Source organism: Arcticibacterium sp., from assembly GCF_055134445.1.
In genome coordinates, this window is sequence record NZ_JBSRVI010000034.1 from 28,303 (window position 1) to 49,862 (window position 21,560).

At 38.0% G+C, this 21,560-nt stretch carries 17 protein-coding genes; 11 read left to right on the forward strand and 6 right to left on the reverse strand.

Annotated elements, in window-relative coordinates; translation table 11 throughout:
- Positions 1-5 precede the first annotated feature (5 nt).
- The gene (locus tag ACTBZY_RS04110) at positions 6-2,030 is read right to left on the reverse strand and encodes a tetratricopeptide repeat protein (protein WP_463045066.1); all 2,025 of its coding nucleotides are present in this window, start codon (positions 2,028-2,030) and stop codon (positions 6-8) included.
- Positions 2,031-2,237: 207 nt separating this feature from the next.
- Between ACTBZY_RS04110 and ACTBZY_RS04115 the strand changes: the two genes are divergently transcribed.
- From ACTBZY_RS04115 to ACTBZY_RS04135, 5 genes are all read left to right on the forward strand, one after another.
- Entirely contained in the window at positions 2,238-3,953 is a 1,716-nt protein-coding gene (locus ACTBZY_RS04115) for a tetratricopeptide repeat protein (RefSeq protein ID WP_463045067.1), read from the forward strand.
- Positions 3,954-3,961: 8 nt separating this feature from the next.
- A complete protein-coding gene (gene lolB1, locus ACTBZY_RS04120) occupies positions 3,962-4,780 on the forward strand; it encodes a lipoprotein insertase outer membrane protein LolB1 (RefSeq protein ID WP_463045068.1) in 819 nt (272 codons plus the stop codon).
- 40 nt (positions 4,781-4,820) lie between these two features.
- Entirely contained in the window at positions 4,821-6,011 is a 1,191-nt protein-coding gene (locus ACTBZY_RS04125) for a murein hydrolase activator EnvC family protein (protein ID WP_463045069.1), read from the forward strand.
- 81 nt (positions 6,012-6,092) lie between these two features.
- Entirely contained in the window at positions 6,093-6,911 is an 819-nt protein-coding gene (panB, locus tag ACTBZY_RS04130) for a 3-methyl-2-oxobutanoate hydroxymethyltransferase (RefSeq protein ID WP_463045070.1), read from the forward strand.
- A gap of 39 nt (positions 6,912-6,950) precedes the next feature.
- Positions 6,951-8,975, forward strand: a complete 2,025-nt coding sequence (locus tag ACTBZY_RS04135; protein ID WP_463045071.1) for a ComEC/Rec2 family competence protein — start codon at positions 6,951-6,953, stop codon at positions 8,973-8,975.
- Here the strand turns inward: ACTBZY_RS04135 and ACTBZY_RS04140 are convergent.
- Complete coding sequence (locus tag ACTBZY_RS04140) at positions 8,972-9,526, reverse strand: cob(I)yrinic acid a,c-diamide adenosyltransferase (RefSeq protein WP_463045072.1); 555 nt, start codon at positions 9,524-9,526, stop codon at positions 8,972-8,974. The genes ACTBZY_RS04135 and ACTBZY_RS04140 overlap by 4 nt on opposite strands.
- Positions 9,527-9,602: 76 nt before the next feature.
- On the opposite strand from ACTBZY_RS04140, the gene ACTBZY_RS04145 reads away from it, so the two are divergent.
- Both ACTBZY_RS04145 and ACTBZY_RS04150 read left to right on the forward strand, forming a co-directional pair.
- Positions 9,603-10,100, forward strand: a complete 498-nt coding sequence (locus tag ACTBZY_RS04145; RefSeq protein WP_463045073.1) for a hypothetical protein — start codon at positions 9,603-9,605, stop codon at positions 10,098-10,100.
- The gene (locus ACTBZY_RS04150; protein WP_463045074.1) at positions 10,097-11,314 is read left to right on the forward strand and encodes an S-adenosylmethionine:tRNA ribosyltransferase-isomerase; all 1,218 of its coding nucleotides are present in this window, start codon (positions 10,097-10,099) and stop codon (positions 11,312-11,314) included. The genes ACTBZY_RS04145 and ACTBZY_RS04150 overlap by 4 nt, the downstream gene beginning before the upstream one ends.
- Here ACTBZY_RS04150 and ACTBZY_RS04155 read toward each other — a convergent pair.
- On the reverse strand, positions 11,295-12,320 hold the full coding sequence (locus ACTBZY_RS04155; protein WP_463045075.1) for a LacI family DNA-binding transcriptional regulator: 1,026 nt from the start codon (positions 12,318-12,320) through the stop codon (positions 11,295-11,297). The two genes, ACTBZY_RS04150 and ACTBZY_RS04155, sit on opposite strands and share 20 nt — an antisense overlap.
- Before the next feature lie 237 nt (positions 12,321-12,557).
- On the opposite strand from ACTBZY_RS04155, the gene uxuA reads away from it, so the two are divergent.
- From uxuA to ACTBZY_RS04170, 3 genes are all read left to right on the forward strand, one after another.
- Positions 12,558-13,760 carry a mannonate dehydratase gene (gene uxuA, locus ACTBZY_RS04160; protein WP_463045076.1) on the forward strand — a complete coding sequence of 401 codons (1,203 nt, stop codon included), beginning with the start codon at positions 12,558-12,560 and terminating at the stop codon, positions 13,758-13,760.
- Between the two features lie 173 nt (positions 13,761-13,933).
- Positions 13,934-16,024, forward strand: coding sequence for an alpha-glucuronidase family glycosyl hydrolase (locus ACTBZY_RS04165; RefSeq protein ID WP_463045077.1), 2,091 nt, complete (start codon positions 13,934-13,936; stop codon positions 16,022-16,024).
- A gap of 11 nt (positions 16,025-16,035) precedes the next feature.
- Positions 16,036-16,791, forward strand: coding sequence for an SDR family NAD(P)-dependent oxidoreductase (locus ACTBZY_RS04170; RefSeq protein ID WP_463045078.1), 756 nt, complete (start codon positions 16,036-16,038; stop codon positions 16,789-16,791).
- Between the two features lie 80 nt (positions 16,792-16,871).
- Here ACTBZY_RS04170 and ACTBZY_RS04175 read toward each other — a convergent pair whose 3' ends face one another.
- The 3 genes from ACTBZY_RS04175 to ACTBZY_RS04185 all read right to left on the reverse strand — a co-directional run bounded on the left by ACTBZY_RS04175 (position 16,872) and on the right by ACTBZY_RS04185 (position 19,855).
- The gene (locus ACTBZY_RS04175; RefSeq protein WP_463045079.1) at positions 16,872-17,399 is read right to left on the reverse strand and encodes a YceI family protein; all 528 of its coding nucleotides are present in this window, start codon (positions 17,397-17,399) and stop codon (positions 16,872-16,874) included.
- A 134-nt stretch (positions 17,400-17,533) separates the two neighbouring features.
- On the reverse strand, positions 17,534-18,808 hold the full coding sequence (locus ACTBZY_RS04180; protein WP_463045080.1) for a DEAD/DEAH box helicase: 1,275 nt from the start codon (positions 18,806-18,808) through the stop codon (positions 17,534-17,536).
- A gap of 57 nt (positions 18,809-18,865) precedes the next feature.
- Positions 18,866-19,855: a N(4)-(beta-N-acetylglucosaminyl)-L-asparaginase gene (locus ACTBZY_RS04185; protein WP_463045081.1), complete on the reverse strand. Its 990-nt coding sequence runs from the start codon at positions 19,853-19,855 to the stop codon at positions 18,866-18,868.
- Positions 19,856-20,021: 166 nt separating this feature from the next.
- On the opposite strand from ACTBZY_RS04185, the gene purH reads away from it, so the two are divergent.
- Complete coding sequence (gene purH, locus ACTBZY_RS04190; protein ID WP_463045082.1) at positions 20,022-21,536, forward strand: bifunctional phosphoribosylaminoimidazolecarboxamide formyltransferase/IMP cyclohydrolase; 1,515 nt, start codon at positions 20,022-20,024, stop codon at positions 21,534-21,536.
- Positions 21,537-21,560: the final 24 nt, after the last annotated feature.

The window sequence follows — 21,560 nt, forward strand, 5'->3', positions numbered from 1 at the left end:
TTATTCTAGAATGCCACACCATTTTGGTTTAGAATATCAACGGCTTCTATTTTTCCTTTTTTTGCCGCTTTTTTATACCATGCTATAGCATCGAGAATTAAGCCTCTGTTGGCGTGGTTTATACCAATATTATATTCATAATCTCCACTAGGATCTAGTTCCGCGGCCTTTTCCCAATAAGCAATAGCCTCGTCATTCTTTCCAGACTCCGCTAGACTCAATCCAATATTTTTATAAGCCACCAGATAAGTAGGGTCTTTAGTAATTAGGGCCTTTAAGCCTTCGATTTCCTTTGCCAAATTACCTTCTTGTCTATAGCTAAAAGAACGATTTAAAATTAAATCCAAGTTGTCAGGGTTTTCTTTTAGCAATTTATCATAAATAGCCCTTGCCTCATTTCCACGACCAATCGCAGACAAAACTGAACCATAGGTATTGACATATTCAAAATTTTCAGGCTCGGCTTCCGCTGCCAATTTAGCATATTGGTAAGCTTCTTCATTTCTTTCTGTTTTACTTAGAGCTAAGGCCATAAGCCAGTCTGTCCTGTTATTTATAGGCATATAATTATATGCCCTTTCAATATAAGGGATGGCTAAATCAAACTGCTCTTCGTCAATATACATGGAAGCAATAGTACGGCATACATCGGCATTTTTAAATCCATTATTGTCGGCACGGGTAAGATATTCTTTAGCCATAGGAAACTCCTTTTCTCTCAAATGATACCAGCCAATATTGCTTAAAACCATCGCATCTTGTGGGTATACTTTCTCCGCAGGTTTAAAGAGTGTATATCCATTTTTCCAATGTGGCACTTGCACAAAACTTAAAAGAGCACATACCGCCAAAAGAGCAAAACTGAAAAACTTCCAAGAAGGCGATTTCTGTATTCCTTTGGCTAAGAAAAGACTTATTAAAAATAAAGGTCCTATAGAGGATAAGTAGTAATACCTATCAGCTACGATAGCACTTCCCACCGGTAAAATCTGTAATACCGTCGAAATGGCAATAGTGAAAAAAGCGACAGCCCACCATATTTTCTTATTCTTCCTTCCTAAAAAATAGACCACTCCTAAAAAGATAGGCAACACAAAAGCAGCAAGATTAAATATCCCAGGAATGGCACCATTTGGTTTTCCAGGATAAGGGTAAAAAGGCAGTAGCGTACTTGGAAAAATGGTTTTGACCCAATAAAATAAAAAGGAGTAACAAGCAATCCTGGCTCTTTCAGATACCGTATAAGCCGCAGAAATAACCGAAGTAGCGTCTGCCCCAGCATCTTTTTGGGCTGTGGTGGCAATGTATGCAAATGTCAAAGTCACCACGAAAAAAGGAATCTTATCTAAAAGGTTTTTAACACTCAGTTTCTTATCCAAAAACCACCAATCAGTAATTATTAATAGAGCAGGCAACACCACAGCCATACCTTTTGAAAAACAAGAAAGTATAAAAAACAGTATCGAGAGACCATACTGAACTTTATTTTTGGAAGTCTGATAGTTTAAATAAGTCAAGAAAGACAATAAAAGAAACAGGGTGTAGAGTACATCCTTTCTTTCTGCAGCCCATGCCACAGACTCCACATGTAACGGATGGAGAGCGAAAAAACCGGCGGTCAAGATGGCCACCCAAAAGTTTTTATTTAATCGGCTTATTAAGAGATATACCAAATAGCTATTTAAACTATGCAGTACAAGGTTATTAAAATGATACAACCAAGGGCTTTCGCCCACTATGGCATATTCTACGGCTAAAGTAAGCATGGTCATTGGGTGAAAATTACCCACATGGAATCCCGTTAAAAGAGCGTTTAAATCAAAGTTTTTAACGGCATCATTAAGGGTAATGTAGGGGTCATCGTCCCAGACAAGGCCATTGCCCCAAATTTGGGCGTAAGCCAAGAAAACACCCGCTAACATTATCAATAGCACCCATTTCTTGTCTATTTCAAATGTGTCTAATGGTGGAACTGCTTTTTGACTAAGTTGATTTTTAATAGGGGTCTTTTTGTGTTTGCTTTTGGCCATTTTCGTCTTAAGTCGTTAACAAATCTTTCTTTCTACAAATTTGTATAAAAAAGCGACATTTCTCCTCCTCAACGGTCTATTAAATGATATTTTGGCGAATTGTAACAAAATAAGCTACTTTGCGTTCTGATTTGGCAGAACTATTGTATCCTATCAATTGTATCCTATCAATAGACTTCTCTTAAATTGATAAAAACATAACCATTAATGGCTAAAGCATATTTCTTACTTCTTGCATTTCTTTTGCCATTATTTTCTATGGCTCAAGGTGCCTCTACCAATGGCGTAAAAGATGAACAAGAGATAAACTCTGAGTCGCTATTTATCGATGCCATGAAAGAATATACTGCCGAGAATTATGCCAAATCTGCCGAAATGTTTCAAGCTGTTATTAAGAAATTTAAACCCACAGCTGGCATGTACCACATGCTCAGTAAGGCATATGAACAATTAAACAACCTTAACGCGGCATCTACTGCAGCAAAAAGCACTTTAGAACTGGACAAAGAAAACACCTACTATCAAAAGTTTTATGCCAACATACTTACACGTCAATTAGATTATACTGCCGCTATAGACCTTTATAAGAAGGTCATCAAAAAGAACCCATTAGATATTTCATCTTATATTCTACTTAGTGACATTTATATTAGCCAAGAGGAGTATGACCAAGCCATTAAACTGTACAATCAAGTTGAGAAAAATATTGGTGCAGATGAAGAAATCTCCCATAGAAAACAAATACTTTTTCTTAGGCAGAATAAAGTAGAAGCCGCCATAAAAGAAGGAACCAGGCTTATTGAAAACCAACCTTTAGATCCTGATTATGTTCTAAATCAGGCTCAAATAATGATGGGTAATCAAAAACTAGAGGACGCAGAAAAGTTACTAAAAGATTATTTACAAAAAGACCCAAACCTAGCCGAGGGGCATGTTTTATTGGCTGACATTTACAGACGACAGGGTGACATAGGTGCCTGTAATACGGAATTACAGCTTGCATTTCAAAATCCATCTTTAGAATCTAACATTAAGCTTAAGGTTTTAAGCTCCTTCGTTAAACTCGTAGAAACCAAGCCCGACACAGAGAATATCAATAACGCCATTTCTCTGACTCAAAAACTTATTGACATAGATCCTAAACTAGCAGGATCATATGTTATCATGGGTGACCTTAGGATGAAAAAAGGCAGACTTGAAGAAGCCCGTGAAAGCTACTTAAAGTCCATAGAATTTGATAAATCAGTATTTGAAGTTTGGTTAGCCATAGTGGAGCTTGATACGAAGTTAAATGATACGCCAGCTTTGATTAGAGATGCAGGTTTAGCCGCAGAATATTTTCCTAATCAGGCATTCTTTTGGTATCACAATGGCTACGGAAATGTTTTAGCCAAAAATTATGATGACGCCATTTATGCCCTAGAAGAAGCCAGAAATTTATCTTTTGACAATACTGAACTTCTAAAACATATTTTGTCGCTTTTAGGAGACTCCTATAATGCTACTAAGCAATACACTGCGTCTGAGAAGGCCTTTGAAGAGGTTTTGAAGATGGATGCAGGCTACTTGCCCGTTCTTAATAATTACAGTTATTATTTAGCCTTAAGAGGTAGAAATCTTGATAAAGCAGCATCCATGACCGAAAAACTGGTGAGTTTAGCACCAGGGAACGTCGACTATTTGGACACTAGGGCTTGGGTATTATTTAAGAATGAAAACTATCAACACGCCAAAGAGGTTATTGAAAGTGCCGTGTTGTATTCCAAAAATGTGAACGGAACGGTATTAGAACATTATGGCGACATACTTTTTAAGCTAGGTGATGTTACACAAGCCATTGAGCAATGGAAAAAAGCAAAAGAACTGGGAGAGAACAGCAAAAACATTGACGAAAAAATATTAAAACAGCAATACATCGAGTAACCGCCTTCATGATATCAAAATCAACCCGTCTTTTATTTGCACTTACACTTCTTATTTTTCAATTTTCCTGTAAAAGAGGTAAGATCCAAAAATCTATTGCTGAGCTTCCAAAATCCGATATTTCTAATATGGACTCAACGGCTATTCAAGGAAAGCCAGCAACATTAACGATAAGCGAATCTGACTTTGATTATCTTAAACTTAAAAGTAAAATAGACTTTCAGTCCGAAAACCTATCTCAATCTTTCCCTGCCAATGTTCATATTAAGAAAGACAGCGTCATCTGGATCTCTGTTTCTGTAGGCATAGAAGCCGCCAGGTGCCTCATCACACAGGATTCCATTTTAATCATGGATAGAATTAACAGAAAATATTACGGACTAAGCATTTCTGAGCTTAATAACCAGTTTAACTTCGATTTTGACTTTAAACTTTTACAGTCTTTGCTTATTGGTAACCTTCCCTTTGAAAAAAAAGACGATGATTTAGTTCAATTAAATAGTTTATATACCAGTTTGTTTCAGCGTACTCAAAACATTAAAATAGAGAACCAAATTGACAATGTAAATCATAAATTAACCACCATTCTTGCAGAAGACCTGGGTGGAAAAAGCAAACTTGGTATCTCTTATTCGGACTTTATTCAAGTTATCAATGGGGTCGTTGTCCCTCACGCCATTTTTGCAAAAATTGATGTCTTCAGAGGAGACCAGATCAAAACCTCTACGCTTGATTTTAAACATACTAAGTTTGAGTTTCAAGATAACCAGCTTAGATTCCCCTATGCCATTCCTAAAAGTTATGAGAAAGGAATAATTGCCTTCTAGCGGAAAACACTTTCTTTAAAAATTTGACTTAATTTTGGGTATGGTTTTCACTTTCAAAAAAGCTTTCCTTTTAATCGCGATTTTATGTGCGAGTATGGCTGTGTGTGGCCAGAAGTCCCGAGAACAATTAGAAAAGGAAAAAAAAGAAAATCTAGAAAATATTAAAAGAGCTGAGCGAGTACTCAATCAAACCAGTTCTCAAAAAAAGGCGTCCATTGGAAAAGTTAAAGCTCTCAACACGCAGATATTCAATCAACAAAAGCAAATAGATCTCTTCTCCCAAGATATCAATTTAATAGATACTGAAATAGGAGAGCTGGAAGTGGCCAACCAAGAACTTCAAAAAAAGTTAGCTGCTTTAAAGAAAGAATATGCAGAGATGCTTTACATAGCCTCCAAGTCTAGTGGGAAGCTCAATAAATTGAGTTTTCTTTTTTCTGCTCGTTCCTTCAATGACCTCGTAATGAGGTATAAATATTTAGAACAATACACGGATAATAGGAAAATACAGGTTGGACAAATAAATAAAGTTTCTCAAACGCTAGCGAGCAGACAACAAGAGCTTTCTCAAAAGAAAAATGAGAAACAGAATGTGCTAACTCAAAAACAAGGAGAAACTCAGAAACTCTCGGTACTTCAAAGAGAACAATCCCAAACGGTAGCTCAATTATCCAAAGAGGAGAGAAATATCAGGAAAGAGATAGAAAGCTCAAAACAAGCTATAAGAAGACTCGATAACCTTATTTCTTCCATTATTCGCAAATCTGCCGAAAAAGTAAGCAATGCCACTCCGAATGAGGCCGTCGTCAATACCGCCTTGTCGGCATCCTTTCAAAACAATAAAAGAAAACTTCCTTGGCCTGTTCAAAACGGTTTTATCTCAGATAAGTTTGGCGTTAAAAACCACCCAATTTTAACAAATCTAAAAGTTGACAACAACGGAATAGATATCCAAACCTCTCCAAATGCACGTGTAAGTTCCGTCTTTGATGGAATTGTACTTGATATTTCTCAAATTCCAGGTCTGAATAATGTGGTAGCTATTCAGCATGGCGAATATTTCACCGTTTACGCCAATTTGAAATCCGTCAATATAAAACTACAGGATAAAGTCATTGCCGGTCAATTGATTGGTATAGCCGGAGAAAAAGGTGGTGAGTATGAAATAAACTTTCAAGTCTGGCATCAGTTCACCAAGATGGATCCTGAAATTTGGTTAGCTAGAAAATAAACTTCTCGGAATAGCATTGGCAAAATTAAATTTGCAATCGAACAAAAAATCGTCAATCTTCAACAAAACTTAAAGTAAATTATGTCTGTACATTCTGATGTAAAACGAATTACTACCAACATTTTACGCAACATGAAACAGCAAGGCGACAAGATAGCTTGTCTTACCGCCTATGACTATTCTATGGCTACCCTTGTAGATGCTGCTGGTATAGAGCTAATTTTAGTTGGCGATTCGGCTTCAAATGTTATGGCGGGTCATGAGACCACTTTGCCTATCACCTTGGATCAAATGATTTATCATGCCCAAGGGGTTATTAGAGGAGTAAAGAGGGCTCTTGTGGTAGTAGATTTGCCCTTTGGAAGTTATCAAGGAAACTCCACCCAAGCTTTAAAGTCGGCCATCAGGATCATGAAAGAATCAGGTGCTCATGCGGTAAAAATGGAAGGTGGAGAAGAAATAGAAGAATCCATTTCTAGGGTTTTAAGTGCCGGTATTCCTGTAATGGGTCATCTAGGTTTAACGCCGCAGTCTATCTATAAATTTGGAACATATTCGGTTAGAGCAAAAAGTGAAGATGAGGCAGATTTACTTAAATCTAATGCCCAACTTCTTAACGATTTAGGATGTTTTGGTGTAGTTTTAGAGAAGATACCTCAGGAATTAGCCGCAGAGGTCACCGCTTCCATTGATATCCCTACGGTGGGTATTGGTGCTGGAAATGGCTGTGATGGACAAATTCTGGTCATTCACGACATGTTAGGAATAAACAAGGATTTTAGCCCTCGTTTTTTAAGACGCTACGCCGACCTACATACCGAAATGACCAATGCCTTCACGGGTTATATTAAGGATGTAAAATCTGGAGACTTCCCGAATGAGAAGGAAAGCTATGGCTAGCATTTGGCCGCAATACTTTTAAACTAAATCTACTTAAGCATGGAATTAAGAGCCTATCCTATTATTCGTTTGGTGCTCTTTCTTATCCTAGGCATTCTGGTATTTGAATTTTTCAATCTCTCCCTTTCCCAAGTATTTATAGTATTTGGGGTTTCCCTTATAGTTCTTCTTTTAGGCTTATATCATAAGAAAAATGCGGTTTTTAGCATTGCTATTTATAGCTGCTTGATAACCATAGGCTGGCTATTTTCAAGTTTTCATGATAGAAATTCTCAAAACCAAAGAAACGATTTTGAAGCTTATCTCATAAGAGTTAATTCTGCCATAGAAACCAAGCCAAAATCCTATAAGGCCATTGGTGAAATTTATAAAGTTAGAAAAGACAGTGTCTGGCAAGAATCAAAAGGGGATATTCTTCTTTACTTTTCACAAGATACCTTAAAACCGAAATATGGAGACATTTACTTGATAGCTGCTACTCCCAGAGAAATTGAAGGTCCCAAAAACCCCCTCGAATTTGATTATAAACTCTTTCAAGCCAGACGGGGAATTAAAATGCATCACTTTCTTAGAAAAGATGATTATACGAAAGTCGGTTACAAACCTAAAAATCCCGTATTCCAATTGTCCTACGCTCTTAATACGGTTTCCAGCGAAAGACTACACGAAATATTGGTAGACAAAGCCAATATAGGTGTGGCTGAAGCCATGCTAATAGGCACTAAAGACGAACTTGACGCAGACGTACGCGACGCCTACGCCACGGCAGGTGCCATTCATATTCTGGCTGTTTCAGGGCTTCATGTGGGAATCCTAATGCTTATGCTAAATTTTATATTTGGCCCATTAAACCGTAACAAAAAGACAAAATGGCTATACGGTCTTATTATTGTCTCTTGCTTGTGGGCCTATGCCCTTTTTACTGGTTTTTCTCCGAGTGTGGCTAGAGCCACACTCATGTTTAGCATTATTCAAATAGGTACTTTAATCCAAAGAGATAAAAACAGTATTAATGTATTAGCGGCATCAGCGTTTTTGCTGTTACTCATCAATCCATTCTGGTTGTTTGAAGTTGGTTTTCAGCTTTCTTACTTGGCTATTTTTGGGATATTATACCTCTATCCTTATTTAAACGAATTATATCAACCTAAAAACTGGCTGTTGACCAAACTCTGGCAAATAAGTGTTCTTTCTATTTCTGCCCAACTATTCACATTTCCTTTAAGTATTTACTATTTCCATCAGTTTCCCAGTTATTTCCTACTGACGAATCCTTTGGTTACGGTACTGAGCAGTGCGGTTCTTTTTTTGGGCATCCCTTCACTATTATTCTATTGGGTACCCTTCCTTTCGGATGTTTTAGCTTGGCTGTTAAAATATACCCTGGTCGTTCTTAATAAATCCATTTTCTATGTTTCTGCCCTACCTGAATCTAAGCTTCAAGGATTTTCCATTTCTCAGTTTGAAGTTGTGGCCTTATATATTTTCCTCTTTCTGGTTATTCTATTTTTCTTAAAAAGAGAATCTAAGTATCTCTTTACAGGTTTAGCCTTATTCCTGATAATTTCCGCTTGGAATTTTCATGAAGATTTCATTCAGCGTAGACAAAAGGAACTTACTTTTCATTTTATCCCACGTTCCTCCGGTTTTAGCCTCATAGATGCTAAGTCTGCTTTATTTATCACGGACTCCGTCACAGCTAAGAACCCTCGAGCCTATAATTTTCATTTAAAAAACTATTACGACCATCTTGGTGTAAAAAACTATAAAATCATCAGCCCTGAAAATGGGAAACAGAACTTCACTTTCGAGTTGGGCGAATCCAATCATTTATGGATACAACAATTTTTCCGTACCAAAGTGAAAGATTCATTTTCGAGAGTTATCGTTTCTAATAACGCTGTTTACAATATTGAAAAGCAGTTTGACACCTATCCCGAAGAAATCATTTTAGACGACACCAATTCCAAATACAGAATTGCTACGCTCAAAAAACAAGCGGACTCATTGAACATAAAATTGGTCTCGTTATACGAAACTGGAGGTTTAACTTATAAATACTAAACCCTTGGAAACCATTTAACCTCCTCGGCTTTTTCATCCTGGCCCATCTTCCTCGACAGCACGAAAAGATAATCTGAAAGTCTGTTCAAATATTTTATGATCATAAAGTTGAGTTCTTCCTCGTCGTGAAGTCTTATCGCACACCTTTCTGCTCTTCTACACACCGTCCTAGCCAAATGTGCATAGGAGACGTTAATGCATCCACCTGGTAAAACAAAATGTTTCAAGTCCGGCAGTTCTAGGTTCATTTCATCCATCTGATTTTCAAGAAGATTTATATCCTCTTCTTTTAAATCTGGAAGCTTCTTTACTCCGCCACCGCCAGACTCCGAAGCCAGCTCTGCTCCAATTGTAAAAAGTCTGTCTTGCACTTCCTTCAAAATTTCTCTCTTTGCTGTGTCTTCGGAAACATCTCGCAATAATCCTATCCAAGAGTTTAGCTCATCTACCGTACCATAGGCCTCAATTTTCAATTCTCCTTTGCTAATTCTCTTCCCTCCTATTAACCCTGTGGTTCCTTTATCCCCTGTTTTGGTATAAATCTTTGACATAATTATTTTTAAACGTAATGCAAGACTAAATTTGCACTCAAATTAATGGTACCACAAGAAATTTAGGTGATAAATTATGTATAACGTTATATTTAATTATTGGAAAAGAGCTGCTTTTATCTTTTTGCTAGGTCTTTTACTTTACTGCTATGTTGGCCTTCCAGAGTCTATTGCTTTTAAGCATAATGACATAGGCCGACCTATCGGCTTTATAGATAAACAAAGTTTCTTTTATATTTCAGTTGCCTTGATTGTTGGCTTGAACCTTCTTTTTGGGGTTGTAAAGTCATCTTTTGAAAAAATAAATTTGCAAAAAATCATACCTAACAGTAGCTGGTCAGCCCAAGAGACGGAATTAAAAACTCTTATCTCTGCATGGTTTAATGCCATTCTTGCCTTTGTAAACACCTATTTAGTTTTTGTATTAATGGGTCTTATGCAAATCAATAGAGATCCTTCGCAAAATCTCAACAGAGATTACAGCTGGTTCCTAGTTATTGGAGCTGTTATACTTATGGGTATTCTTTTTTCTGTGCCCATAAAAATCCTTTTTTCGAAGCCTGTTCAAAATTGAAAGTACCGTCCGAAATAAAAATAGAAGACTATAACTACCCACTTCCTGACGATAGGATAGCGAAATATCCTTTGAGTCCGCGGGACTCATCCAAGTTATTGGTTTTCAAAGAAGGGAAAGTGAAGGATGAAGGGTTTAAGTCTCTTCCAAACGAACTTCCACTTAAGGCACACCTGGTGTTTAATAACACCAAGGTGATTCCTGCACGGTTATTTTTTAGAAAAAAAACTGGAGCACTCATTGAAATTTTTCTATTAGAACCCGTTCAACCCAGCAGAGTTATTTCTCAGGTCATGGAATCAACAGATTCAGCGACCTGGAAATGTATGATTGGCAATAAAAAGAAATGGAAAGATGAGATTTTAGAATTGTCTATCCCTGTTTCAGATTCTTTACAAGTTATTGTCAAAGCCACTCTATTCAATAAGGAAGAAAACACAGTTGCTTTTGACTGGACGGGCAATATAAGTTTTGCTGAGTTGGTAAAGATTTTTGGTCAAATCCCCCTTCCTCCTTACCTCAATAGAGCAACAGAAGAGATAGATAAAGAAACTTATCAAACTGTGTACTCTGAATGGGACGGAGCAGTGGCTGCCCCTACAGCTGGCCTTCATTTTACGGAAAGCATATTCGAAAAATTAAAGGAAAAAGAAATACAAACCTCTTTTATCACGCTTCATGTGGGTGCAGGAACTTTCCAGCCTGTAAAAACTGAAAATGCACTAGAACATCACATGCACTCCGAGCAAATTGTCTTCACAAAGACATTCTTGGAATGCCTCTTAAAAACAGAAGGTCCTGTTATTCCTGTGGGCACCACATCTATGCGTTCTTTGGAGAGCCTATATTGGTACGGCGTAAAAGTTTATAAAAATCCAGCAGGGGAAGTCCCATTCTTTATTGAAAAGTTATATCCATATCAGAACTTACCTGAAGAATTACCTTCAAGCCTAGTTTCCATTCAGGCTATTATAAGCTATATGGAAAGCAATAACCTTGAAACTTTAGTAGGCGATACTGAGATTTACATCTTTCCGGGTTATCATTTTAAGATTTGTAAAGGAATTATTACGAATTTCCATCAACCTAAATCAACGCTCTTACTTCTTATTTCGGCACTTATAGGAGAAGAATGGAAAGAAATATACGAATTTGCCTTACAAAATGACTTTAGATTCCTCAGCTATGGAGACTCTAGTTTGCTTCTCTCATAGTGGAGCCACGCTTTATAAGCTCATGTCTTAACACTATAGTGTTGGTCATCTGAACGTCCATATTACCATTAAGATGTGCTATTAAACTGTTGGCCGCCAACTCACCCATTTCCTCTCCAGGGTAATGAATAGTTGATAATTTGGGCTCTACGATTCTACTTATAGGGTCGTCATTAAAACCTATAATAGCAATTTCTCCAGGAACTCTTATTCCCTCCTTTTTCAAAGATACCATAAGGGAAGCCGCACAGGTGTCGTTAGTCACAAAAATCCCGTCTGGTTTTTCATCTAATTCTGCAATATGTTGACTCACTTCATAACTGGCATCTAGGCTAAGATCGGTTACAAAGAGCATTTTTTCAGAAAAAGACAAGTTAGAATCCACTAATGCCTTTAGGTAACCTTTATATCTATCCTGGTAAACGTTCCAATCCAAATCTCCCGTAATGTGACTGATTCTTGTGCATCCTTGCTCTATTAAGTGCATAGTTGCTTCATATCCTGCCTGAAAATTATCAATGACAATTTTGGGTACATTCTTTATATCCAGCACCCGGTCAAAAAACAAAGTGGGAATACCTTTTTTTAGAAATGGCTCAAAATGAGCAATATTATCTATTCCGAGTAGCGTTGATACCAGCAGACCATCTACCCTAGAATCAAACATCGTTTTAGCATTGGCTATCTCCTTTTGCTGGTTCTCTAGTGACTGTGTAATCAGTAAATTATATCCAGAATGATTAGCGGCCTTCTCCATTCCTGCCAGTACTGTTGCCAGAAAATATGAATCTAGCTTGGGCACCATAACCCCTAAAGTCATCGTAGATTTAGCCCTCAAGTTTTTAGCAAAAAGGTTAGACCTGTAACCCATTTCTTTTGCCGCTAAGTTTATTTTACTTTTGGTTCTTTCGTTAATGGCTGGATGATCGTTCAGGGCTCTACTCACCGTAGAAGCAGAAATGTTCAATTGATCAGCGATGTCGTAGATAGTAACTTCTTTTTGCATATATTAATGCTTGTTATAGATTCAAAAATAGTGATAATATATTTCCCAAAAGTGGAAATTTAGAAAATGCAATCGGTTGAAATTTAATAAATTTCCGTATATTTCAAGCTGAAATATTCAATCCTTTAAAATAAATTTGCTTTTTCTTAGCCTTAAATAATTGAAGAATGGTTTCCAAACCATTTGAAAGATTGGCAGAGGGATATAAGGGACTAAATTTAAATTGAAAATAATACAATGAAACATACCATGAGATGGTACGGCCCAAACGACGGGGTCACTTTAATGGATCTAAGACAGGCTGGTTGTACTGGTGTTGTCAATTCATTACATCAAATAGCCGTAGGCGAAATCTGGACGAAGAAAGATATCCAAGAACGCATTGATATTATTCAGAAAGACAATGACAAGTTTTCAAAGCTAACTTGGGATGTCGTAGAAAGTCTTCCTGTTCATGAAGACATCAAAAAGGGTATCCCTGGCAGAGAAAAATATATAGAAAACTATAAGGCTTCGCTTAAAAATTTGGCTAGTTGCGGTATTACCACGGTTTGCTATAATTTTATGCCCGTTTTAGATTGGTCTAGAACGCAGTTAGCCTATCAAATGCCAGATGGTTCTTATGCTTTACGTTTTGTTCATGTAGATTTTGCAGCATTCGATCTCTTCATTTTAAAGAGAAAAGGAGCTGAGCAAGACTATGACGAAGAAACAAGGCTTCAGGCGAAAGAAAGATTTGACGCCATGTCAGCAGAGGATATCAAAACTTTAAAAGAAGCCATTCTTCAAGGACTTCCTGGCTCTGATGACGCCTTTACGGTAGAGTCTTTCCAAAAACTTTTAGACGAATACAAGCATATTGGTGATAAAGAATTACGAGAAAACCTTTATTATTTCATGCAGCAAGTAGGTCCAATTGCCGAGCAAGTTGGTGTCAATTTATGCATTCATCCAGATGACCCACCAAAACCTTTAATTGGTTTACCTCGAGTTCTTTCTTGTCAAAAAGATATTGAGCAGTTAATGGCTGCTTATGATCATCCTGCCAATGGACTTACTTTCTGTACGGGTTCTTTGGGCGTAAGAGCAGACAATGATCTAGTGAGTATCATAGAACAATTTGGTAATAGAATTCACTTCCTTCATTTAAGAACTACGCAAAGAGAAGCAGGTTCTAAAAACTTTCATGAAGCACAACATTTAAATGGTGATGTTGACTTTTATGAAGTTATTGAGGCCATTCTTAAAGAGGAAAGAAGACGAAAATCTGCGGATGAAAAAGTAACAGAAATTCCGATGCGACCAGATCATGGACATCACTTTTGGAGTGATTCAGATAGAAAATACTACCCTGGTTACTCTTATATGGGCAGGCTAAAAGGACTCGCTGAACTAAGAGGAATGGAGCTTGCCATTAACAGGCAACTCGATAAAGCATAGACTTTACTTTAAGTAAAGTAGACAAAACGATCTTCTAAATAAGATAAAAGTCATCAATTACTACCCTCGGGTAGTAATTGATAAACTATGCCTATAAAACTGCATAAAGGTTGATTTTGCACCCGAAACAGCCTCTTTATCTCATCATAATTCAGCTCCATTTCCTACATATTATGAAAAAATTCATTCTGTTACTCTGCTTAATCTCCTACATTTCCTTTGCCGATGACGGCTCTCGCCTCTGGCTAAAGTACGACTTAATTCAAGACGCATCAGCGAGAAAAGCCTACCTCAAAACGTATAAAAAAATAGTTTTACACCAGGACACAGAAAGAACACAACTGGCTGCAAAGGAATTACAGTTTGCTTTAAAAGGACTCCTAGGAGCTGATACACCCATTGCTAATGGGAAAAATGAATCTTCGAAAAACGCCATTACCATATCTATTGATAGAAATTTAGATTTAGGAGACGGTTTTCATATTTCTGGAAACAATTCAGGAATTAAAGTGGAAGCACAGAATGACCTCGGTGCCCTCTATGGTACCTTTGCTGTAATAAGGAGAATTCAAACTTTAGAATCTTTGACTTTCGATTTGACCGAAAAGCCTAAGATTAACATTAGAATGCTTAACCATTGGGACAATGCCAATGGAACCGTAGAAAGAGGCTACGCCGGCTCTTCCATTTGGAAATGGACAGAGCTTCCAGAGGTTATAGACCCAAGAATAATTCAGTATGCACGAGCAAACGCATCAATCGGGATAAATGCCGCCGCTATTAATAATGTTAACGCCAGTTCCAAGTTTCTCACCCCAGAATATTTACGTAAAGCAAAAGGAGTGGCGGACGTTTTACGTCCTTATGGTATCAAAGTCTTTATTTCTGTAAACTTCCGTTCTCCAAAAACACTTGGCGGACTAGAAACATCAGACCCTTTGGACCCGAAAGTTCAGGAATGGTGGCAAGAGAAAACAGATGAAATTCATTCTTATATCCCAGATTTTGGAGGCTATTTAGTTAAGGCGAATTCTGAAGGAGAACCTGGACCACAAGATTACGGACGAACACATGCTGATGGAGCCAATATGCTGGCCAAAGCCCTGGAAAATAGAGACGGAATTGTGATATGGAGAGCGTTCGTTTATAATGCCGACATTAACGGAGATAGATTTGAAGAAGCTTTCAAACAGTTTAAACCTTTGGATGGACTGTTCGACGAAAAAGTCATAGTTCAGGTGAAAAACGGCCCGATTGACTTTATGCCCCGAGAGCCGTTCCATCCAATGTTTGGTGCTTTTCCGAAGACTCCTTTGGCTATGGAATTTCAGATTACGCAGGAATATCTAGGTCAATCTACGCATTTAACCTATCTGGCTCCGATGTTTCAGGAGACCCTAAGTTCCGATACTTACGCCCAAGGCGAAGGTTCTACGGTAGCAAAAGTAGTAGACGGAAGCCTTTATAAGCATCCAATAACCCTTATGGCTGGTGTGGCCAATACAGGCTCGGATGCCAATTTCACGGGTCATCCTTTTAATCAAGCCAACTGGTATGCATTCGGGCGACTGGCCTGGAACCACGAACTCAGCTCAGAACAAATTGCGAAAGAATGGGCTTCCATGACACTAAGCAATAATCCTAAAGTTATTCATGAGGTAGAAGGAATCATGATGGAATCCCTACCTATCTACATAAAATATACCTACCCCTTAGGTCTACACCATATGATGGGAGAAGGGCATCATTACGGCCCCCAACCCTGGCTAGATAAAAGTGGCAGACCAGACTGGACTTCTACCTATTATCATAGAGCAGATAAACAAGGGATTGGTTTTGACAGGACTGGCAAAATGAGTAATGCCTTAAGCCTGTATCAGCAGGGTGTTCAGAAAAAATGGAACAGCCCAGAAACCTGCGATTTGAATTATTTAATGTGGTTTCATCACCTAGAATGGAATTATAAATTAAGTACTGGAAATACGGTTTGGGAAGAATTAATGCTAAGGTATTACCAAGGACCGCAAGACGTTAAAGTGCTTATGCGTAAATGGGAAAGCTTACGCAATGAGATTGATAAAGAAGTTTTTGAAAACGTTAAAAGTAGATTAGCCATACAGCAGAGAGAAGCTTATTGGTGGAGAGATTCCTGCTATTTGTATTTCAAACAGTTTTCGCAACAGCCATTACCGGCGGGTTTAGAAGAGCCAAACAGAACATTAGAAGACGTAAAAGACATCGAAGGAGTATACCATTTAAGATAGGATAGAAAAACATGAATAAATTTTCATTAAAAGGAAAGTTAGCTTTAGTTACGGGCGGGGGTACAGGAATAGGCTTAGCCATTACGGAGTGCTTTATAAAAGCTGGTGCACGCGTGGTTATAACGGGACGCAGAGAAGATGTCCTAAAAGAAACAGCAGATAAACTTGGAGACAGTGTAAAGTACATCGTCAACGACATCACAGATTTAGACAGTTTGCCAACATTAGTAGAAAACATAGAGTCCAATATTGGCTCATTAGATATTTTAGTCAATAACGCAGGCGTAAATCAAAAGAAACCCGCTGTAGAAGTCACGAACAAGGAGTTTGACCGTATCATACAAACGAACCTTTACGGTGTATTTGTGTTAACACGTGAAGTTGGAAAAAAAATGATTTCTAGAAAATCTGGCTCCATCATTATGATCTCGAGTATGTCTGCCTATTACGGAATAGACCGAGTGGTATCATATACCGCCTCCAAGAGCGGCGTAGAGGGTCTAGTTATGGCTTTCTCATCGGAATTCGGGAAAGACAATGTAAGAGTAAATGCCATAGCTCCAGGTTTCATAGAAACCAATATGATGCTGACCGCCATGAACTCAGACCCTGCCAGAAAAGACAAAGCTTTTGATAAAATTCATTTGAACCGTTGGGGGCAAATTGAAGACATTGGAAACGCTGCCGTTTTCTTTGCCTCGGATGCTAGTGCATACATTACATCCGTTTCTTTACCTGTAGATGGCGGAAATAGCAAAGGCTTTTAAAAAAGCAATACCCAAGAACCAAGAAATCCGCCAGACTACTGTGAGTCTGAGCGGATTTTTGTCATTTAATTTAAACCTAATTATCCTTTTACCAGCTGGATATTTAATAGGAGCTTAATTTCGTCTCCTACCACTACTCCACCGGCTTCAGTTACGCCATTCCAACCCAAGCCAAAGTCTTTACGACTAATCTTCCCTGAAATGTCAAAACCTGCTTTTTCAATATTATAAAAATCTAACATTTTACCACCATATGCCACATCCAACTCCACAGATTTAGTCACGTCTTTAATGGTCAAATCTCCTAGTAGTTTAAACGAATCTTCGGAATTTGTCTTAATAAAAGACTTAGAAGCAAATTTTAGTTCCGGAAAACGCTCTGAATCGAAAAAATCTCCAGATTTCAAGTGATTGTCTCTGTCTTCGTTTCCTGTAGTAATAGTATCTATTTTTGCAGAAAAGCCAATCTCTGCATTCTCAAAAGTATCTCCTTCCGTTTTCACTTCTGCACTAAAATCTTTAAAATCTCCAGTAACGGTAGAAATCATAAGGTGCCTTACCTTGAATTGCACTTCTGAGTGCATGTTATCAATATTCCAAGTATTCATAATTAATTGTCTTTACATTGTATGTTATTACATACATATAACTTTATCAGAAGAATAAAAGTTCAACGCGTCAAAAAATTACAAATTGGGCATAAAAAAACCTCTACTTTAAAATAGAGGTTCTGAATAGAATACTAAGACTGAGGTTTTGAATCTCCCTCCCTTTTAGGGCCACGATCTTTAAAATTTGACTTCCCTTTAAAATTCTTTTTAAAAGGTTTCTTTTTCTTAAAACCACCGTCACTTGACTTTTTCCCTGGCTCATATGCAGGACCTGCTCCTAATTCTTCAGGGATAGCTTGCTTTGGTATATCATCTCCAATAAGACTCTCAATCCTAAAAAACTTACGCTGATCTTTTTGATTTATTAAAGTAACAGCTGTTCCTGCCGAACCTGCCCTTGCTGTTCTACCAATTCTATGGATATAATCCTCAGGGTCTGGTGGGCAATCAAAATTAACTACTAAATCTATTCCGGTTACATCTATACCTCTTGAAATAATATCTGTACCCACCAAAACTCGGACTTTACCAGCTTTAAACTGATTCATCAAATCCTCTCTAGCGGCCTGATCTAAATCAGAACTAAAGCCTTTTGCTCCTAACTTGAATTTATTCAACTCCCTTTCAATATTCTTGACATTGTCTTTCGAAGAAGAGAAAACAATAATACTTTTGAAAGATTCATCTTTTAAAAGATGGGTCAACAAAGGCAATTTTTGAGTATCGTAAACCACATAAGCCAATTGCTTAATTCCTTTTGCAGGTTTAGAGATAGCAATATTTATCTGCTCTGGTTTTTTCAGAATCTTATTGGCTAAATTCCTAATCTCTGGTGGCATTGTTGCAGAAAACAACAAAGTTTGTCTAGTCGTAGGTAGTTGAGAACTTATTCGAAGAATATCTCCTAAAAAACCCATATCCAACATACGATCTGCCTCATCCAAAATCAAATGTTGCAGTTTTCCAAAATCAACCTTGTCGGAATTCATTAAGGCTATTAACCTTCCTGGTGTTGCAATAACCAAATCCGCTCCAGCCTCTAAAGCTCTCTTTTGGGTAATGAATGTATCTCCATCTCCTCCCCCATATACTGGAATAGAACTTACTCCTGTAAAATAAGAAAGACCTTCTACTTGTTGATCTATTTGAATAGCCAATTCTCTAGTAGGAGTAATCACCAAGGTATTCAAATGCCTTTCCTCGTCGGGCAATTGAGCTATCTTATGCAAAACCGGTAATATGAACGCAGCTGTTTTACCTGTACCAGTTTGGGCACAAGCTATTAAATCCTTTCCCTCAATTACTTTTGGAATGGCAAATTCTTGGATAGGTGTTGCATTTTCAAAGCCAATGGCTTCCAGCCCTTCCAGTAGTTTCTCGTCTAATCCTAATTCTCTAAATGTCAAATTTCTAGTGTTTTAAAGCACGATGATTTAACAAAGCTAAACAAAAATTCAGCCACATTAACTATTCTCTGATTTAACCAAAAAATCACTTTCGTAAACCTTCGTTTCTCCGCCTTGATTAATCGCATAATTAAAACCCTTCTGAATGGTATAAGCTCCGTGATGACCTGCCTTGTCTATGGCTAAAAAACCCACTTGGAATTGTTCAAAGTCTTTCAATTTATTCGCTATTCTCTTTACGCCCTCTTCGCAGGCTTCTTGAGGAGTTCTTCCCTGACGCATGAGTTCCACAATCAAAAAGGAACCACAAGTTTTCATCACAAGCTCACCTACCCCAGTGGCTACCGCTCCGCCTATCTCATCATCCACGTACATACCAGCACCTATAATTGGAGAGTCTCCAACCCTACCATGTAATTTATAAGCCATCCCACTGGTCGTACAAGCTCCCGCTATTTTGGCGTTGCTATCTAAAGCCATTATGCCAATAGTGTCATGTCTTTCAATATTAGCCACGGGTTTGTAATCCGCAGTCTCCAACCATTCCTTATATTGTTTCTCGGCCTCATCTGTTAAAATATCTTCTTCTGCAAAGCCTTCTTCTTTCGCAAACTTCAAAGCCCCTTCTCCAACGAGCATCACATGAGGTGTTTTTTCCATCACACGTCTTGCAACTGATAGCGGATGCATTATTCCTTGAAGAAAAGCCACCGAACCGGCATTCATTTCGTAATCCATGATACATGCATCTAATGTTACTATACCGTCTCTATCTGGCCTTCCACCATAACCCACACTCATGTCATTAGGATCTCCTTCTGGCACATTTCCTCCTTTTTCTACACCATCCAATGAACTTCCACCATTTTCCATCGCCGTCATTGCAGCATTTACAGCGTCTACATTTGGCCCCCATGTGGCAATTGAAACGGGCACCCCTGACTTAGAATTCGAGTTATGAACCACAGTCTTTTCTGTCTCACAAGCCAGCAAACCACCTACTGTTAGACCAGCGGCACCAGACTTAATAAAATTTCTTCTTTTCATTGATTAGATATTTAAGGAAATTTAAAAAGGAATTTAGGTAAGATTACTGAAATTTTAAAATTTCCTGAGGTCAGAAAACTTGAACTTCTTAGAAACCCACATGATAGTCTATCTTTTTCCTTTATTTTTGCAATTCATTTTCCCATAGAATTTACTACTTAAAAGAATGGCAAAGAAAATCCAATCGGCATTAATCTCTGTTTTTTACAAAGACGGTTTAGATAAGATTGCAAAACTCTTGCATGAAAACGATGTCACTATCTACTCTACAGGAGGAACACAAAGTTTTATAGAAGATTTAGGAATTCCTGTAACCGCAGTAGAAGACCTTACTTCTTACCCTTCCATTTTTGGAGGCAGAGTAAAAACCTTACACCCTAAAGTATTTGGCGGCATTCTTCATAGAAGAGAAAACCAAGACGATGTAAAAACAGCGGCAGAGATGGAAATCCCAGCCATTGACTTAGTCATAGTTGATTTATACCCTTTTGAAGAAACGGTAGCTTCTGGTGCTTCAGAAGATGATATTATTGAGAAAATTGACATTGGAGGAATTGCCCTCATAAGAGGTGCAGCCAAAAACTATCAAGACGTACTCATCGTTTCTTCCAGAAATCAATATGATGATGTTTTTAATATCCTTTCTAATAAAGGTTGTGGAACAGATTTAGAAGACAGAAAGGCTTACGCCATGAAAGCATTTGGTGTTAGTTCCCATTATGACTCAGCTATCCACGGGTATTTCTTCGGAGCGGAAGATGCAGGAAACTTTAGAGCTGGCGAGACCAAAACTTTAAGATACGGAGAAAATCCTCACCAATCTTCTACTTTTTATGGTGACTTAGATGCCATGTTTGACCAGATTCATGGAAAGGAATTATCGTATAATAATTTAGTAGATACGGACGCAGCGGTTAGATTGATTGACGAGTTCGAAGATTTAACCTTTGTAATCATGAAGCATAACAATGCTTGTGGTGTGGCAACAGCTCCTACGGCTCTTCAAGCCTATGAGAATGCATTGTCTTGTGACCCTGTATCAGCTTTTGGAGGTGTCATCATTACCAATGCTCCGGTGGATAAAGCAACGGCAGAATCCATGCACCCATTGTTTTTTGAGATTTTAGTGGCTCCCTCATTTGATGAGGACGCACTAGCTATTCTGACGAAGAAAAAAGACAGAAGACTTTTAATCAGAAAAGAAGTTAAAAATGCTAAAAAGCAATTCAGAACTTTACTCAACGGTGTTTTAGAGCAAGACAAAGACATGACCATGGAGTCGGCAAAAGACTTCAATGCCGCTACAGAAAAGAAACCAAGTGATGCTGAAATTAAGGCCTTAGAATTTGCATTGAAAATTTGCAAACATTTAAAGTCTAATAATGTCGTTCTCGCAAAAGAAGGTCAATTGCTATCATGTGGTGTAGGACAAACTTCTAGAGTAGACGCTCTTAATCAGGCCATTGATAAAGCGAAACAATTTGGTTTTGACTTGAATGGAGCGGTGATGGCTTCTGAAGCGTTCTTCCCTTTTCCAGACTGCGTAGAAATTGGACATAAAGCGGGAATTACGGCAGTGGTTCAGCCTGGCGGCTCTATTCGCGACCAGTTGTCTATAGACTATTGTAACGAAAACGGTGTAGCCATGGTAATGACTGGCGTCAGACATTTCTTGCATTGATAATTATATTCTAACTTGTGGGCA

Coding starts and splice junctions, on each gene's coding strand:
- ACTBZY_RS04165 (WP_463045077.1), top strand. CDS start 13,934: ATGAAAAAATTCATTCTGTTACTCTGCTTAATCTCCTACATTTCCTTT.
- ACTBZY_RS04140 (WP_463045072.1), bottom strand. CDS start 9,526: ATGTCAAAGATTTATACCAAAACAGGGGATAAAGGAACCACAGGGTTA.
- ACTBZY_RS04125 (WP_463045069.1), top strand. CDS start 4,821: ATGGTTTTCACTTTCAAAAAAGCTTTCCTTTTAATCGCGATTTTATGT.
- ACTBZY_RS04175 (WP_463045079.1), bottom strand. CDS start 17,399: ATGAATACTTGGAATATTGATAACATGCACTCAGAAGTGCAATTCAAG.
- ACTBZY_RS04135 (WP_463045071.1), top strand. CDS start 6,951: ATGGAATTAAGAGCCTATCCTATTATTCGTTTGGTGCTCTTTCTTATC.
- ACTBZY_RS04145 (WP_463045073.1), top strand. CDS start 9,603: ATGTATAACGTTATATTTAATTATTGGAAAAGAGCTGCTTTTATCTTT.
- panB (WP_463045070.1), top strand. CDS start 6,093: ATGTCTGTACATTCTGATGTAAAACGAATTACTACCAACATTTTACGC.
- ACTBZY_RS04170 (WP_463045078.1), top strand. CDS start 16,036: ATGAATAAATTTTCATTAAAAGGAAAGTTAGCTTTAGTTACGGGCGGG.
- lolB1 (WP_463045068.1), top strand. CDS start 3,962: ATGATATCAAAATCAACCCGTCTTTTATTTGCACTTACACTTCTTATT.
- ACTBZY_RS04110 (WP_463045066.1), bottom strand. CDS start 2,030: ATGGCCAAAAGCAAACACAAAAAGACCCCTATTAAAAATCAACTTAGT.
- uxuA (WP_463045076.1), top strand. CDS start 12,558: ATGAAACATACCATGAGATGGTACGGCCCAAACGACGGGGTCACTTTA.
- ACTBZY_RS04185 (WP_463045081.1), bottom strand. CDS start 19,855: ATGAAAAGAAGAAATTTTATTAAGTCTGGTGCCGCTGGTCTAACAGTA.
- ACTBZY_RS04115 (WP_463045067.1), top strand. CDS start 2,238: ATGGCTAAAGCATATTTCTTACTTCTTGCATTTCTTTTGCCATTATTT.
- purH (WP_463045082.1), top strand. CDS start 20,022: ATGGCAAAGAAAATCCAATCGGCATTAATCTCTGTTTTTTACAAAGAC.
- ACTBZY_RS04155 (WP_463045075.1), bottom strand. CDS start 12,320: ATGCAAAAAGAAGTTACTATCTACGACATCGCTGATCAATTGAACATT.